Here is a 16,233-nt window from a genome sequence, read left to right as displayed (position 1 = left end):
AGATGGATCTGCTTGTGTGTTTAATTGCTGTAACTTCTTCACACATTAGATTTTGCCCGATTTCAGCAATAATTTACCCCCATGAACGATTACAGTTGACCTGCTAAGACTACTAATATTCCAGAACCAAAAATGACAGCCATTCGATAAAATAGTGAGCGAATGCCGACAAAAAAGGCTTGTTGTTCTGGAGATAAGGCGAGGAGGTAGAAGCCATCTGTGGCAATGTCATAAGTTGCAGAAATAAATGCTCCTATTGTTAATGCTGCGAGGGAAATGAAAAAGAAATTTGGCAGTTGTAAGGAGAAGGCTATTAAACCCAAGCAGCAGAACATGGCAAATTGGGTATAAAGTATCCATTGACGTTTGCTAGAGTAAATATCAACAATTGGGCCCCAAAACATTTTGATGACCCAAGGTAGATAGAGAAAGCTTGTCCAAAGGGCAATTTGAGTGTTATCTATGCCGAGTTTTTTGTAAAAGATTACGGAAACTGTGTTGATGATGATGTAAGGTATGCCGGAGGTGAAATATAGGGTGGGGATGAAAGTCCAAGGGGAGGTTGTTTGGTGTTTCATGGGTTTGGGGGACGAACCGCAGAGGCGCAGAGGGCGCAGAGAGAGATTAAGAGAGGATGATGCGTTTGATGCCGTCTTTGAGGAGAGGGACGTTAAAGTTAATGAGGAGGGCTAAGGGGTAATTAGTCATTTTAAGGTATGAGAGGACTTGAGCTTCGTGGATTGGGGCTAAATTTTGGACAGCTTTCAATTCCACAATTAAACAATTGGCAACCAGAAAATCTAATCTACCCTTGCCTACTTCATGTCCTTTGTAATTTACTGTTACCCCCTTCTCAACTACATGAGGTATCCCACACCTGAAAAATTCTATAATTAGCGCTTCCTTATACACATCCTCCAAAAACCCAGGCCCCAACACCCTATGCACCTCAATCGCCACCCCAATAACCGCGCCCGTAAGCCGATTCATTTCCTCTCCTACCTCTCTTCCCTCCGCGTTCTCTGCGCCTCTGCGGTTCGTTTCCATATAAACCCTCTCTCCAACCCTGTGGCAAAATTTATTAGAGTCCTTCCTTAGTTTTCCCGCATGACCGCAACCATTCCCAATCTCCCCAGTCTCTACGACCCCTTTTCCACCGAAGCCAAGTGGCAAAAATTCTGGGAAGAAAACCAAGTTTACAAAGCTGACCCCAACAAAGGCGGCGAACCCTACTGCATCGTCATTCCCCCACCGAATGTCACCGGTAACTTACATATAGGTCACGCCTTTGAAAGTGCCTTAATTGATACCCTCGTGCGCTACCACCGGATGCAGGGACGCAATACCCTATGGCTACCCGGAACTGACCATGCCAGCATTGCTGTGCATACTATGCTGGAAAATCAACTCAAGACAGAGGGTAAGACTCGTTACGAGTTGGGGCGCGAGAAGTTCCTAGAACGCGCTTGGCAATGGAAGGCGGAGTCTGAAGGAACGATTCTGAATCAGCTACGACGCTTAGGTGTCTCGGTGGACTGGTCACGGGAAAGGTTTACCCTCGATGAGGGTTTATCTAAAGCTGTTGTCGAGGCGTTTACTCGTCTCTACGAGGAAGGCTTAATTTATCGTGGTGAATATTTAGTTAACTGGTGTCCAGCTTCTCAGTCGGCTGTGTCTGACGTGGAGGTGGAAAATCAAGAGGTGAATGGAAATCTCTGGCATTTCCGCTATCCCCTTACCGATGGTTCTGGTTATGTGGAGGTAGCGACAACTCGACCAGAAACGATGCTGGGCGATACAGCTGTAGCAGTTAATCCCAATGACGATCGCTACAAACATCTCATCGGTAAAACTTTAACTCTGCCTATTCTACAACGAGAAATTCCCATTATTGGCGATGAATTTGTTGACCCCACTTTCGGCACAGGTTGTGTGAAGGTGACTCCCGCCCATGACCCGAACGATTTTGACATGGGTAAGCGTCACAACCTGCCGTTAATCAACATTATGAATAAAGATGGCACTCTCAACGCCAATGCTGGGGAGTTTCAAGGACAAGACCGCTTTGTTGCTAGAAAAAATGTGGTTTCTCGCCTAGAAGCAGATGGCTTTTTGGTGAAGATTGAAGATTATAAGCATACCGTTCCCTACAGCGATCGCGGTAAAGTACCTATTGAACCTCTCCTCTCAACTCAGTGGTTTGTCAAAATTCGCCCCCTAGCTGACAACACTCTCGAATTCCTCGACCAACAAACTTCTCCAGAATTTGTCCCCCAACGCTGGACTAAGGTCTATCGTGATTGGCTAGTAAAACTCACTGATTGGTGTATCTCTCGCCAATTATGGTGGGGACACCAAATTCCGGCTTGGTACGCTGTCAGTGAAACGGGTGGGCAAATTACCGATAACACGCCCTTTGTGGTGGCGAAATCGGAAACTGAAGCTTGGGAAAAAGCCAAATCACAATTTGGTGAAAATGTCAATCTAGAACAAGACCCAGATGTGCTAGATACTTGGTTTTCTTCTGGACTCTGGCCGTTTTCAACTTTAGGCTGGCCAGAACAAACTCAGGATTTAGCAACTTACTACCCGACTACTACTTTGGTGACAGGCTTTGACATCATCTTTTTCTGGGTAGCCAGAATGACCATGATGGCTGGGCATTTTACGGGGCAAATGCCTTTCCAAACAGTTTACATCCACGGTTTGGTGCTGGATGAAAAAGGTCAGAAGATGTCTAAGACTAAAGGTAATGGTATTGACCCGTTGTTATTAATTGACAAATATGGTACAGATGCCCTGCGGTATACCCTAATTAGAGAAGTGGCTGGCGCTGGTCAAGATATCCGCTTAGAATACGATCGCAAAAAGGATGAATCAGCATCGGTGGAGGCATCTCGCAACTTTGCAAATAAGTTGTGGAATGCTGCCCGGTTTGTAATGATGAATTTGGATGGACAGACACCGCAACAATTGGGGAACCCAGTAGCCACAGAATTGAGCGATCGCTGGATTCTCTCGCGCTATCATCAAGTTGTCAAACAAACCACTAATTACATCGATAATTACGGTTTAGGAGAAGCTGCAAAAGGACTCTACGAGTTTATTTGGGGTGATTTCTGCGATCAGTATATTGAACTGGTGAAATCTAGGCTGCAAACAGGTGCAGATGCTGCATCAAGGCGGGTAGCAGAGCAAACCCTCGCCTACGTGCTAGAAGGGATTTTGAAACTGCTTCATCCCTTCATGCCTCATATTACCGAAGAAATTTGGCAAACTCTCACCCAACAACCAGCAGATTCAACCCAAACTTTACCATTACAAATCTATCCCCAGGTGGATGCAGACTTGATTGATATAGCCTTAGAAGAACAGTTTGAATTGCTGATTGCTACTATCCGCACAATTCGGAATTTGCGTGCGGAAGCGGATATTAAGCCAGGGGTAAAAGTGACAGCGAATTTGCAAACTGAAAGTGAGAAAGAGCGGGAAATTCTCACTGCTGGACAGGATTATATTAAAGATTTGGCGAAAGTTGAGACTTTAACCATTACTGACAAGCAAGAAAACCAAACTGTTGCGAAAAAACCTCAGAGGGGTTTGAAGACAATTGGCTTAATTATTGTGGCCATTGTCTTTGGTAGATTGGGTTTAGCTGCGGGGTATGCCATTGATAACATTCCCATCGTCGGAACTTTCTTTGAAATAGTTGGTTTTGGTTACACAGCGTGGTTTGTTAGCCAAAATATACTAACTGCTCAAGCGAGACTTAGATTATGGAGCCGATTTTTCCCGCAGAGAGAATTAGAACAACCACAAGAACCAGAAAATGCTATTGCAGGTGTGATTGGTACAATACAAGTGCTAATTCCTCTGAGCGGCGTAGTGGATATTGAAGCTGTGCGTGCGAAACTAGAGAAAAGCTTGAGCAAAGCTGAAGCCGAAGTTCAATCCCTGAGTACCAGATTAAATAATCCTAGCTTTGTAGATAGAGCTAGAGCCGACGTGGTACAGGGAGCGCGGGAAGCTTTAGTAGAAGCAGAGAAGCAAGCTGAAATTTTGCGTGTACGCCTGAAGGCGTTGCCGTAGGCATCGCCTCAAGGGGTTGTCTTAGCGATCGCCTGCATGACTTAGGATAACTGTAATGGGTAATATGAAGAGTTATTAATTTCCAATTACCCATTACCAATTAACAAAATCCAAATATAAATTCTGGCACTTATTTTTTATTAAATTTTTTATTAATTTTGAATTTTGAATTGGAGCGAAGCGACCTCATGCTATATCTAGCCCAGGTGCGTAAAAACGATTTTTTAGACCAGCACCAGTTACGCTTGTTGGCGCGTCAAGAAGCTGATAACTTGTGGGCGATAATTCCCGAAGAGGCTTTCATTCTGCTGGGGAAGGGAAAGATTATGAGTGAAAACGTGCTTGTTTTAGTAGAACTTTCCTCTACAGGTGATATTGAAAGAATAGAAGACGCTACAAACTGGGTACTCCATCTCGTCCAAAACTACCTCACCATCGGTATTACCCCAGAATTTTTGCAGCACGAAGCCGAGCGAGCAGAACATTGGCGACAATCCCTGACGTTGCAAAACCAAGACTTAGCGCGGCGTTCCTTGGAATTGGAAGCTCGTCGTGAACAAATTCAAGCTTTAGAAGAAAGCCTCAAACGCGAGAAAAATGGTTATACCCAAGAGGAAAGTTAAAAGTTTGCAGTTGTATTAAGCTAAACCATATCTAGTTTGCATATCTAAAATTTATATAACTCTTGTGGGGTGGGCAACATGACATTGGTGTCAAGTTAAGGCTGGTTCCCAAATGTCAATTGACCTTTTGGCCCACATTCCGCAGATGTGACTCATATTACTGGTAATTTTTAAAAGTCAAACCAACGCCTGAAATTACTGCTAAAAAAAGATTATAAAAATTAAATTGCTATTTGATCTGAAAAATTACCTAAAAAAGCTTTTTTGGGTGTGCTATTTGAAGTATAAATAAGTCGGTGAGAAAAATTCGGTAAGATGATACAACAAGATTGTGGTGTGACGGTATGGTTCACTGGTTTGAGTGGTGCAGGTAAAACTACTATCTGTAAGTTTGTGGAGCAGGAATTGCGGATACAGGGATACAGAATTGAAGTTCTGGATGGCGATGCGGTACGTCAAAACCTATGCAAGGGGTTGGGTTTCAGTAAAGAGGATAGAGAGGAGAATATTCGGCGCATTGGCTTTGTAGCTCACCTTCTTACCAGAAATAATGTAATTGTATTGGTTTCAGCAATTTCACCGTACCGCGAAATTCGGGGAGAAGTGCGCCAAAGTATTCCATCTTTCGTTGAAGTTTACGTCAATGCATCATTAGAGGTTTGTGAACAGCGAGACGTAAAAGGGTTATATAAAAAAGCAAGAACTGGGGAAATTAAGCACTTCACTGGTATTGATGATCCTTATGAAATACCGCTCCATCCTGAAGTCGAATGCCAAACTAACCAAGAAAGTGTTGCTGAAAGTGCAACTAAGGTCTTAGAAAAGCTGCAAGAGTTGGGTTATGTAGTTGCTAAATGAAATGATTTATGAGTTAAAGAAAGTTTTTAACTCATAACTTTTACCCCACTCACTACTGAGTGCTGAGTGCTGAGTGCTGAGTAAAGAAGATTGAATACTCAGTACTTTTGCACTATGGTAAAAGCTCCGCCCCTTGTGGGCGGTCTTTCATCTCAGCACTCACCACTCGGAACTCAGCACTCTTCATTACGATGCCAATAGTTGCCGAATTAATCTAGCTACAGCCTTTTGCGTGAAGCGGTTGGCAATTTGTTGACCTAAACGTTGTACATCTGAATTTACCAATAACTGGGCAATTTGGGACGCTAGTTGAATTGGATCAAAGCCTTGTGTTTCTCGGAGAATACCCAATATACGTTTGATATGCTCTAAGGTTTGTTGTTGCTCAACTGTCGCCGCTGGAGTTTCATTAACCGCTGTTAATCCTACCCGTTCCCGCAACAGGGAGGTAAAGTTATGCAAAACATTTTTACTTAAAGCATCGAGTCCGTTAACAGATTCATCTACTAGTTTGTCACGAATGAAAGCGCCGCGTTCAGATGACAGAAATTCTATCCCCTGATTCAGCACTAAGTTAAAGTCGTAGTCTTGACTGTTACGCGCATTTTTTAACAAGTTTTCTAAGCGGTTCCAGCGAAATCTGCCATCTTTAAAGAGTAAATCTTGCAATGATGCTCTTAATTGCGGTGCTGGATCTGTTAAAAGGCGTTTAGAAACGTAGGGATAAGCTTCGCTGAGGACTTTAAAGTTAGGATCTATGAATATTGCAATGCCTTCCAGCGTCACGAGGGAACGAATAATTAAGGCGTAGTAGGGTGGTACGCGGAAAGGATACTCGTACATCAAAGCCGATAGTTCATCGGTGATGCTTTTAATATTAAGATCGGCAACACTCGCCCCTTCGGCATCAGCAAAGACTCTCGCAAAAGCTGGGATAATTGGTGTTAAATCGGTTTCTGGTGATAAAAAATCTAATTTAACGTAGTCTTTTGCTAATCCTTCAAAGTCGCGGTTGACGACGTGGACGATCGCTTCAATTAAACCATAACGCTGTGGTGGCTTAATCTCGCTCATCATCCCAAAGTCGAGATAAGCTAGCTTACCATCTGGTGTTGCTAACAAATTACCAGGGTGGGGATCGGCGTGGAAAAATCCGTGTTCTAACAACTGACGCAGAGAACACTGCACTCCCACTTCAATTAGATAACGAGCATTTATGCCTTGGGCACTAATTTCTGCTGTCTGGGTTAATTTTGTACCGTTAATCCATTCCATCGTCAAGACGCGACGATTGGTATATTCCCAGTAAATTTTTGGTACATATATGTCTTTTATATGACCGTATAGCTCGAAGAATCGTTCAGCATTTTCGCCTTCGTGGATGTAGTCCATCTCTTCAAAAATGCGATCGCCTAATTCATCGAGAATCCCAACTAAGTCACTTCTTACCCGTTTGACCTTTTTCTGCACCCAAGCAGCGAGGTTACGCAAGATATACAAGTCAATGGTGATTCGCTCTCTTAAGTCGGGGCGTTGGATTTTAACGGCGACTTCTTCACCAGTTTTGAGCTTACCTTTATAGACTTGACCCAAGGAAGCCGCAGCAATTGGCTGGGCTGAGAGTTCGGCGTAAACATCTTCTGGAGGTGCGCCTAATTCTTCTTTAATAAACTGGTAAGCAATTTCGTTGGGAAAGGGTGGTAATTGGTCTTGTAGCTTAGTTAATTCTTCTAAGAAGACGGGAGGAACTAGATCCGGTCTGGTGGACAAAGCTTGCCCAATTTTGATGTAAGCAGGCCCCAATTGGGTCAGCAATACTCGCAGCTGAGTGGCTCGGCGGCGGTCATTTTTGACAACAATTCCCCGTTTACTATCCGACCACAACCCAAAAGCAAAGGATAGAGTCGGCCCCAACACAGCAAAAATTCGCTGTACAACTTGCAACGGTCTGTTTTGGTAATGCGCCGCTATGGTCACGGGATCGTAAAGCGTCTCAGGTTCGGCTGTTGTCTTAACCTTTTGGGCGGCTAAGAGTCTTGGCGATGTCTGTGACGAGTGTACCTGCGGCACAACCAAGCTTTGTCTACCATTTTTTTCTGGCACTATATCAATAATGTCCAGTTCACCCCGGCGATTTGTGCCGTTGTGACTGTCCTCCTGAATCGGTCGGGAACTAGGGGGAAGTGTCTTAACAATCATGAAAAAGGCCACCAGTCAGGACGATCACATTAAGTATTGTAACAATATGTTGGGGGATTGGGGATTGGGGATTGGGGATTGGGGATTGGGGATTTGGGATTGGGATTGGGATTGGGATTGGGATTGGGGATTAAGGTTCAACTAATTTTTTTCTAGCCCCCAGTCCCCAGTCCCCAGTCCCCAATCCCCAGTCTCCAATCCCCACTAGTTTGTTACACTTAAACAGGCATACTAGTTCAATAGTAGTAGGTATTGCTAGTTGCTGAAAGATTATACTTATTGTCCTGTAAATTGGAATTATCCGGCATCTGCCCTCATGGAGAATTTGGCTTGATGTTGCTCTGCCTACGAATTGAAAACTTTGCCCTAATTGACCAACTGGAATTGGAATTTGGCGCGGGACTAAATGTGTTAACAGGTGAAACCGGCGCTGGAAAATCGATTATCTTGGATGCCATTGATGCCGCTTTAGGCGGTAAAGTCTCTAGTCGAGTCATTCGCACGGGGACAAGTCGGGCGATGGTAGAAGCGACTTTCACCTCAAACGCCCCCCTAGCGGCTTGGTTGACTGAACAAGAAATAGATTTGCTTGATGAAAATTCCGTAGTTATTAGCCGAGAAATCACAGCCACTACTAGTAATATCCGCAGTCGATCGCGGGTGAATGGTGTGTTGGTAAATCGGCAGATTATGGGAGGAATGCGCGATCGCTTGGTGGAAATCACAGCCCAAGGTCAAACTGTACAAGTGGGACAATCTGCCCAAGTCCGGGACTGGTTAGATTTATATGGCGGCGACTCTCTAATGCAGCAGCGTCATAAAGTCGCTACAAGCTTTAGTACTTACCAACAGGCACATTTAGCCCTAGAAAAACGCCGGATATCAGAACGGGAAAGGTTGCAACAGCTAGATTTGCTCGCTTATCAAGTGCAAGAATTGGGAGCAGCTAATCTCAGTGAACCTAATGAATTGGAACAGTTGGGACAAGAACGGGAACGCCTGAATCATGTCGTCGATTTGCAACAAATGAGTTACAAGGTTTATCAGGCTTTGTATCAAAACGACCATGAAACTCCCGCCGCTGGAGATTTATTGGGAGACAGTGAGGCGATATTAAATGACATGGTGGAATATGATACCCAACTACAACACCTGTTGGAATTGGTGCGAGACGCACAAGCTGCGGTAATGGAAGTGGGAAGGCAGATTAATGCTTATGGGGACGGATTGGAAGCCGATCCGCAGCGGTTGGAAGAGGTGGAAGAACGGATTCAGGAATTAAAGCAAATTTGTCGCAAATATGGGCCAACACTGACAGAAGCGATCGCATATTACCAACGTATCCAAGGAGAATTAGCCCAACTTAACGACAGCGAACAATCTATCGAAAACTTGGAACAGCAAGAAAAGGCGTGTTTTGAAAAACTCACCCAAGCAAGTAATCAGTTAACTCAATTGCGGAGTAAAGCGGCTGCTAATTTAGAATCACGTTTGATAGCTGAACTCAAGCCCCTAGCGATGGAAAAGGTGAAGTTTCTGGTTGAAATATTACCAGCTGCCCCAACTGCGATGGGAGCAGATAAAATTACCTTTACATTTAGTTCCAACCCTGGAGAACCACTACAACCTTTAACGGAAATTGCCTCTGGTGGGGAAATGAGTCGCTTTTTACTGGCGCTGAAAGCTTGTTTTTCTCAAGTTGATGTGGCTGGGACAATGGTTTTTGATGAAATTGATGTTGGGGTTTCGGGAAGGGTAGCCCAAGCGATCGCAGAAAAATTACACCAACTAAGTCAGCGCAACCAAGTATTATGTGTTACCCACCAGCCCTTAGTTGCGGCAATGGCGGATCGGCATTTCCGCGTAGATAAGCAAACTATTAATCAAGGCAAGGGTAAAAAAGCCAACAATATCAATGCTGAACAGCGTACCGTTGTCAGAGTTACTACTTTGGATAATTTAACCACTCGCCGGGAAGAACTAGCACAGTTAGCTGGTGGTAAATCTGCAAGTGACGCGATCGCTTTTGCCGAATCTCTGTTATTGCAAGCTGCTAACCACCGTCGTGGAGAGCATACTTGAGCGAAGAACCAGGGGAGCAGAGGGATTCCCCAGCAATCAAGGGTTTCAGAGCAACTAAATTTATGTATGGAGTTTACCTCCTGCCCCCTGCCCCCTTCACGCTGCCAATTCTGAAAGGCGTAAACCAGCGATATTCTCGCAGGAAAAAGTTTCTTTACCCGTCCATTTGCGGCAGATTAGCTCTATAATTTGGCCTGCCCAGTTGCGGAAAAACCATTGGCACAAAGAGGCATCTTCTTGAGGAGTCATAGATAGAGGAATAAAGCCCTTGTTCTGCCACACCTCTGCTGCTACATAAATATCATCAACAATAATGGCAACATGATGGACAGTATTAAAACCTTGCTGCTGGAATAAGCCAGCGATCTGTTCATCTGGCGCGTTCGGCGCAAGCAGTACCAAAATCATGCCTGACGGCATTAAGGCTGAGAGAAAGTACATACTAGCATCTTCGGGCAATAGGTTTTCCTCTGGACAAAAATCATCAGGCCATTTTCCTGGCCCTTCTGTGATTTTGGCATCATAGTTGACCAGAGTTTTAGCGTAGTCTGTGAGAGTTTCGGAATCAGGAAACAACAGTACATAGTGATCCACGACAACTAGTTCACCAAATAGATGTATGCAAAAGGATGAGTTTAAAAATTCTGGAGTTTTGCATTCTTCTTTATACAAGAGCAATCCGTTCGTTTCTACAAAAGGCGACTCTTTATTCATCGAAGTCTCCTAAGTTAAAACCTTCTACAGCGTCTAATGAAAGGTTATTGCTCATAATGCTCACCTATAAGAACGATCTTGGTATTTAATATTGTGGCTTACAAATAAGGCTTATATCTACCATTATAATCAGTACTTTTAGACAATCTCAAGCATTTGTGGTAAATCTGCAAGAGAATACCACGTGACTTATTGCCCACTATTCAAAGTACCTACCATGAATACAGAAAACGATCCAATCCCTCATCAGCCTCAGATCAATCCATTTTATGTTGGCGGTGCAGTTTCCCCAGATAAGTTTGTGAGCAGGCGATCGTATATTAACGCTGCATTTTTGGATGTGATTCCAAATCGAACATGTATGGCAATTCAAGGTAGTAATGGTATGGGTAAATCTTCATTGCTGCGATATATCTCCTCACCAGAAATTTGGACAAAGGAAGGATTCGATCCATCGGAGGTATTGATTATCTTTCTCAATTGCTTCCAAATTCAGCCTTTTACTGCGATTGGTTTTTGGGAGACGGTACTGAATTCCCTGAAAAAGGAGGCAAAAGATCGTGTAGTATTGCAGTCTGCGATCGCTCAAATTTTATTGCAAGGAACCTATAGTGTCAACGAGCTACGTTTTTTATTAGCCGAGATTGGTAAAAGCAATAAATTTTTGCTGCTATTGTTGGATGATTTTGATGCTGCTCTGTATGAAAATATTTCCTACACTGAAGATGAAATGCGCTCATTTTTGAGCCAATTTCGGACTCTAGCAAATGATGGTCAAGAAAAAGAATATCTTTCAGTGATTGTTACTTGCTTAAAACGACTCTCCGACATGGGGCCTAATCTTAAATCAGGAACTTCCCCCTGGCATAATCACTATCTCCAACGCTACCTCAAGTCTTTAAAGAATCAAGAAGTATTGCAGTGGTTTCAAGAATTGTCTGAGAAACATTCTATTCAGTGGATATTAAATTTCCAAGCAGGAATACAAGAAGTTTCAGGAGGAAATCCGGCACTGGTTCAAAATGCTGGTTCTATACTCTATAGAGCTTGGCGAGATCGAGATATCGAAACAGTGTTAGATTTCGCTATAGAATTTGAAAGAGCAAATAGGCAATACTTTTCTGGGGCTTGGAATCAGTCAACTGATGACGAAAAAAGTCTGCTAAAATTTATTGCCCTATCGCGTTTAGAGGGACGTGTAAATCGCAAACGTCAGTACACGTTAGATGAGGTAGATATTATCCTCAGTCAAAAAGACAGAGAATTGCGCCAACTGGAAGAACGAGGTATTCTCCGTCGCTGCGATGATGACGAAAAACAAGTCTATGAGTTTGCATCATCCATTATGGAATGGTGGGTCGTGAAAGAATTAGAAAACAGCCAAAATGAACCAGAATTAGCAGATCGTGAGCTACTTTTTCTCAACCTTAGTAGTAAGCAGATTAAGCAGACGAAAACCATTATGAAACAGGTGTGGCAGTATAAAGATACAGCTCAATCGGTGGCTGGATGGGTTGGGAAATTGGGAGGCACTTTTTTTAAAGGATTTTTAGGGAATGCCTGAAGAGTGCTGAGTATTTAGACAGTGCCTAGTTCCGAGTTTTGAGTGCTAAGTAAGATATGATTTCTTACTCGTAACTCAGGATTCAGGACTTAAGTAAGTCGGTGCTAATATTTCCAGCTATGTTAAGGAATTTTAATGTCGGGTGTGTTGTCGCCAAGCGCCGCACCGTCAACAATCTCAGGTGCGTTGCTATCAGGCATAACACACCCGACAGCTAATTTATATTTCTTCATATACATGGAATTTTTATCACCGACTTACTTAGCACTGAGTAAGTTAAACTCTAAAAACTAGGAGTCAACAGGTAGTCTCTATGGCACTAGGTCTAATTAATCCTTATATTACTGGTACCCCAATCAACAACAAGGAAAAGTTTTTTGGGCGAGATGATCTGTTTAGGTTCATTGAAGATCATTTACTCCAGGGCACATCTGTAATTCTGCTGCATGGTCAGCGACGGATAGGTAAATCTTCTTTATTGGCTCAAATTCCGAACTTTTTGAGCCATCTGAGGCAATTTGTTTTCATTCCCCTTTCATTGGAGGGTCAAAGTCATGGTTCACTGGCGGATATCTTACACCATCTGGCAACGGGAATTGTCAGACGCCTGAATCTATCTGAAGACCAAGTGAAAATCCCAACGAAAGACGCACTAGAATCAGATCCCAGAGTCTTTAGTGTTGGTTTTTTTATCCAGCTTTACCAAGTTTTAGGCGATCGCAAACCAGTTCTATTATTAGACGAATTTGATACCATCGGGGATCGCACCGACCAAACAACTACTGAGGACTTTTTTCGCCATCTCCAATCAATGATTACCAACCAGCCAGCAAGATTTTGTCTGATCCCAGTTGTTGGACGACGGTTGGACGATGTGAAAATCCTAGTCAGCTTGTTTCGCCAAGCACCGCGCAAGGAAGTTAGTTTACTAGATGAAACTCATACCAGACAGCTAATTACCAAACCAGCTGAAGGTATTTTAGAATATCAGCCGTCAGCCATTGGAGCAATTTGGCAACTCTGCGCCGGACACCCCTATTTTATTCAAGTGCTATGTAGTGTTCTGTTTGAGAAAGCCAGAGATAAACAAGAAGATCGAGTACAAGACTGGCAAAAAATTACTGAAGAAGATGTCAAAAAGAATATTAATGAAGCGATAGAAAGAGCAGACAATGGTTTAGCATGGTTTCGCCAAGGATTACCAATTGCTGAGAGGGTAGTGTTTGCAGCCATCGCCGAAATGCAAGAACGTTCCCACCCCGATCCTTGGAAACTGCTAACAGATAACGGTGTGGTTTTGACCAATGAGCTATATGAGGCATTGGAAACTCTGAAAACAGGCGGGTTTATTCAAGAAAGAGAGCTTTCTGAATTATCGCACGATCGCCCATATTCTCATGCAATTATAGTGGAATTAGTGCGTCACTGGTTTATTAGAAGGCACTCTCTACGTACAGAAATTTTGGAATTAGATCGGCTACATCCAGAAGTTTTTCCTTTATATCAACAAGCAAAGGAGTTACAGGAACAAGGGGATGTGATTGAAGCGATCGCATTGTATGAGCAAGTCTTACAAATTAATCCTAACCACTTTCAAGCTTTATTAGGGATGGCATCTGCTTGTTTAGAAGACGAGCAATTTAACCAAGCCGTTGAGCTTTATACCAGAATTTGCAAAGTAGATAACCTCAGTTTGCGTTACAGGGAAGCGTTTGTGAAATCTCTGTTGGGTAATGGGCGCGATTTCATGCAAACAGGCAATTTTGTACAAGCAAAAACCCAATTTTTAACAGCTATAGAACTAGAACCAGAAAATAAGCGGACACAGCAGCGACTCTCGGAAGTAGAAGCTCAATTAGAACAACAACAAGAACAAATTAGGGCAAGTTTACAAACATTACGAAATCCTTTTTTTGTTGGCGCTCCCGTTCCACCAGAATTTTTTGTTGGGCGAAAGTTTGCCATTGGAATAGCATTTGATCAAATTTCCAATCGCTCTCAACTTGCTATTTGGGGCAATACAGGTATAGGAAAATCTTCGTTGCTACAATTTTTAGCTTCTCCTGAAGTTTGGCGGGAAAATGGACTTGACCGCAAGCAAGCAATTATTGTGACTCTTAATTGTGCTGATATTGTACCTTTTACCCCTGATGCTTTTTGGAAAGAAATCTTCAGCCTTATCCAAAATGAGGTTAGTGAAAATGAGCCTTTGCAGAAAGATATTGAGCAAATTTTACATTCACTATCTGTAGTAAAAAACGATTATATTCGCTTGATCATAGGAAAAATTGGAGAACAAGGAAAGTTTCTTTTGTTGTTGTTAGATGATTTTGATACTGCTCTCTATCCTACAGCAAACTATACTGAGGATGACATGCAAAGCTTCCTATCTCAGTTTCGCAATCTTGCTGTTCATAGTAAAGAAAGAGATAATTTTTCAATTATTGCCACTTCTAAAAAACGCCTAAATGAGCTTGGACCACGTCCCAATCCTAACTATTCACCCTGGTATAATCACTATTGGTTCCAGCAGCTACGACAATTCAATGAGCAAGAGGTAAGTGAATTACTTAATCGTATGCCTACTGAGTTGAAGCTAACAACACAGCTAAGGCAAGTAATTCAAGAAGTATCTGGAGGATATCCAGTCCTACTCCAAAATGCTTGCTATTTAATTTACGATTTTTGGCGTAGTGGTCAGAATCTAACTATTGAAAACTTTGCAGGAGAGTTTATCAAAGCTAATGACCACATATTTCAAGATTGGTGGTTATCTTGTGATGAAGCAGAAGAAAGCTTGTTAATTTTTATCGCTATATCTAGGTTACAAAGTCGTCTTCAAAAACGACAGTACGAATTTATAGATATGGAATTAATTCTCAGTCAAAATGAGCGTAAACTCACCAATTTAGAAGAGATGGGCTTAATTAAGCGTACTATACAACTAGGAACAACTGATTACCAATTTACTTCCTCAATGATGGAGTTTTGGGTATTAAGGGAAATTGAAACCAGTGATGAAGAAAAACTCATAAGATGGAATCAAATTACCTTAAATTTGATGAGCCTACCGCAAGCAGACCGAATACAGTTTATTCTCCGAGGATTACGACATTCTAAAGATGCATCGGCATCAGTTATTGATTGGTTAAGTAAATTAGCGCCCTCTACGAGCTTTGGGATACGATGATGCTTATAAGGCGGATGCCGAAAACCCCGGAAGAACAGGTGCGTAGCACCATATTCTGTGCTTGAGACCGGGGATGAAGGCTAACAGCAGGGTTTACCCTGCCTTCAAGCTTTTTGTTGCTCAATATATCGCTTCACTGTTTCTGTGCAAAGATTAAGAGCGGTGCTGACAAAATAGCTAGGTGTCCAGAGAGTTGGTAGCTTCATTAGCTCTGGAAATTCTTTTCTCAGCACATGCGATGCTTGTTTAGCAAAATCAATTAGTGATACTAGAGCGCCGGTCAAGTACAAGTAGTTGACGTAAAGCGCAGGATATGGGTGTTATGTTAATCGAACGTTTATCCCGCATTTCTCACTCTTCAGTAGGGGCGGGTTAACAGATATAATCCATCATTCATGAATGTCTCGCTTAACCCGCCCCTAAGACCTCTGCACTTCGGTTTGATAAATCTGGTGAGAAATCCTTATGCACTCAGTTTTAATGCGATCGCTAAAAACTAGACCTCAAAATTTAGCCATCAATAGGCGTTTTGACCATACACACGTAATGACGTTTTTGTCAATATATATTAGTTGACCGGCGCTCTAGTTGGTATTTGTTCAGGCAGTGGTTAGAATATTTCTCGGTTAAGTTTGACAAGAAAACCGTAGCCGTATCACCTCATTACACCAGCCAAAAGTGTAGTAGTTGCGGTGTAATTGTCAAAAAGTCTCTGTCAACTCGCACCCATAAATGTATTTGCGGATGCGAGTTGCATAGAGACGTTAACGCTGCGGTGAATATTCTGAATCTTGCAAGAGCTAGGGACGGGCAGTCCCAAAGTAACGCTAATGGACTAGTAACCTCTACGCTACTTGGGGAAACCCTGGTAGAGCAAGTAACTAGGATGAAATTAGAATCCCCTCGGCTTTAGC

At 42.8% G+C, this 16,233-nt stretch carries 10 protein-coding genes and 3 pseudogenes; 8 read left to right on the top strand and 5 right to left on the bottom strand.

The features are described 5' to 3' along the window. Window positions 1-92: 92 nt before the first annotated feature. Both V7K67_RS19380 and V7K67_RS19375 read right to left on the bottom strand, forming a co-directional pair. Window positions 93-578: pseudogene (locus V7K67_RS19380) on the bottom strand (MFS transporter); the annotation flags it as partial. A 46-nt stretch (window positions 579-624) separates the two neighbouring features. After that, entirely contained in the window at window positions 625-1,047 is a 423-nt protein-coding gene (locus V7K67_RS19375; protein ID WP_334709763.1) for a GxxExxY protein, read from the bottom strand. A gap of 60 nt (window positions 1,048-1,107) precedes the next feature. Here V7K67_RS19375 and V7K67_RS19370 point away from each other — a divergent pair, with 60 nt between their 5' ends. The 3 genes from V7K67_RS19370 (at window position 1,108) to cysC (ending at window position 5,570) form a co-directional block, all read left to right on the top strand. Beyond that, complete coding sequence (locus V7K67_RS19370) at window positions 1,108-4,089, top strand: valine--tRNA ligase (protein ID WP_334733160.1); 2,982 nt, start codon at window positions 1,108-1,110, stop codon at window positions 4,087-4,089. A gap of 188 nt (window positions 4,090-4,277) precedes the next feature. Then, entirely contained in the window at window positions 4,278-4,712 is a 435-nt protein-coding gene (locus V7K67_RS19365) for a hypothetical protein (protein ID WP_334733169.1), read from the top strand. A gap of 315 nt (window positions 4,713-5,027) precedes the next feature. Beyond that, the gene (gene cysC / locus V7K67_RS19360) at window positions 5,028-5,570 is read left to right on the top strand and encodes an adenylyl-sulfate kinase (protein ID WP_334733161.1); all 543 of its coding nucleotides are present in this window, start codon (window positions 5,028-5,030) and stop codon (window positions 5,568-5,570) included. A 186-nt stretch (window positions 5,571-5,756) separates the two neighbouring features. Here the strand turns inward: cysC and V7K67_RS19355 are convergent, their stop codons facing one another. Then, a complete protein-coding gene (locus V7K67_RS19355; protein ID WP_334733162.1) occupies window positions 5,757-7,769 on the bottom strand; it encodes an ABC1 kinase family protein in 2,013 nt (670 codons plus the stop codon). On the opposite strand from V7K67_RS19355, the gene V7K67_RS19350 reads away from it, so the two are divergent. Then, on the top strand, window positions 7,768-7,914 hold the full coding sequence (locus tag V7K67_RS19350) for a hypothetical protein (protein WP_335167957.1): 147 nt from the start codon (window positions 7,768-7,770) through the stop codon (window positions 7,912-7,914). The genes V7K67_RS19355 and V7K67_RS19350 overlap by 2 nt on opposite strands. Window positions 7,915-8,102: 188 nt before the next feature. Next, the gene (gene recN / locus V7K67_RS19345; protein ID WP_334709781.1) at window positions 8,103-9,851 is read left to right on the top strand and encodes a DNA repair protein RecN; all 1,749 of its coding nucleotides are present in this window, start codon (window positions 8,103-8,105) and stop codon (window positions 9,849-9,851) included. 96 nt (window positions 9,852-9,947) lie between these two features. Here recN and V7K67_RS19340 read toward each other — a convergent pair whose 3' ends face one another. Continuing rightward, window positions 9,948-10,565 (bottom strand): hypothetical protein, encoded by a 618-nt coding sequence (locus V7K67_RS19340; RefSeq protein WP_335167955.1) that lies wholly within the window; start codon window positions 10,563-10,565, stop codon window positions 9,948-9,950. Window positions 10,566-10,782: 217 nt separating this feature from the next. Between V7K67_RS19340 and V7K67_RS19335 the strand changes: the two genes are divergently transcribed. Both V7K67_RS19335 and V7K67_RS19330 read left to right on the top strand, forming a co-directional pair. Continuing rightward, window positions 10,783-12,129 carry an ATP-binding protein gene (locus V7K67_RS19335; protein ID WP_335167952.1) on the top strand — a complete coding sequence of 449 codons (1,347 nt, stop codon included), beginning with the start codon at window positions 10,783-10,785 and terminating at the stop codon, window positions 12,127-12,129. 313 nt (window positions 12,130-12,442) lie between these two features. Then, window positions 12,443-15,319, top strand: a complete 2,877-nt coding sequence (locus V7K67_RS19330) for a tetratricopeptide repeat protein (RefSeq protein WP_334733166.1) — start codon at window positions 12,443-12,445, stop codon at window positions 15,317-15,319. Between the two features lie 104 nt (window positions 15,320-15,423). Here the strand turns inward: V7K67_RS19330 and V7K67_RS19325 are convergent. Continuing rightward, window positions 15,424-15,558: pseudogene (locus V7K67_RS19325) on the bottom strand (transposase); the annotation flags it as partial. Between the two features lie 344 nt (window positions 15,559-15,902). Here V7K67_RS19325 and V7K67_RS19320 point away from each other — a divergent pair. Next, window positions 15,903-16,232: pseudogene (locus V7K67_RS19320) on the top strand (zinc ribbon domain-containing protein); the annotation flags it as partial. Between the last annotated feature and the right edge of the window lies 1 nt (window position 16,233).

Source organism: Nostoc sp., assembly GCF_036917155.1.
GTDB lineage: Bacteria > Cyanobacteriota > Cyanobacteriia > Cyanobacteriales > Nostocaceae > Nostoc.
The sequence above is the reverse complement of the archived record's forward strand: the minus strand, read 5'-3'. Positions and strand labels throughout refer to the sequence as shown.

What these genes read in the sequence shown, in the direction of transcription:
- V7K67_RS19375 (WP_334709763.1), bottom strand. Translation starts at nt 1,047, where the DNA reads ATGGAAACGAACCGCAGAGGCGCAGAGAACGCGGAGGGAAGAGAGGTA.
- V7K67_RS19370 (WP_334733160.1), top strand. Translation starts at nt 1,108, where the DNA reads ATGACCGCAACCATTCCCAATCTCCCCAGTCTCTACGACCCCTTTTCC.
- V7K67_RS19365 (WP_334733169.1), top strand. Translation starts at nt 4,278, where the DNA reads ATGCTATATCTAGCCCAGGTGCGTAAAAACGATTTTTTAGACCAGCAC.
- cysC (WP_334733161.1), top strand. Translation starts at nt 5,028, where the DNA reads ATGATACAACAAGATTGTGGTGTGACGGTATGGTTCACTGGTTTGAGT.
- V7K67_RS19350 (WP_335167957.1), top strand. Translation starts at nt 7,768, where the DNA reads ATGAAAAAGGCCACCAGTCAGGACGATCACATTAAGTATTGTAACAAT.
- V7K67_RS19355 (WP_334733162.1), bottom strand. Translation starts at nt 7,769, where the DNA reads ATGATTGTTAAGACACTTCCCCCTAGTTCCCGACCGATTCAGGAGGAC.
- recN (WP_334709781.1), top strand. Translation starts at nt 8,103, where the DNA reads ATGTTGCTCTGCCTACGAATTGAAAACTTTGCCCTAATTGACCAACTG.
- V7K67_RS19340 (WP_335167955.1), bottom strand. Translation starts at nt 10,565, where the DNA reads ATGAATAAAGAGTCGCCTTTTGTAGAAACGAACGGATTGCTCTTGTAT.
- V7K67_RS19335 (WP_335167952.1), top strand. Translation starts at nt 10,783, where the DNA reads ATGAATACAGAAAACGATCCAATCCCTCATCAGCCTCAGATCAATCCA.
- V7K67_RS19330 (WP_334733166.1), top strand. Translation starts at nt 12,443, where the DNA reads ATGGCACTAGGTCTAATTAATCCTTATATTACTGGTACCCCAATCAAC.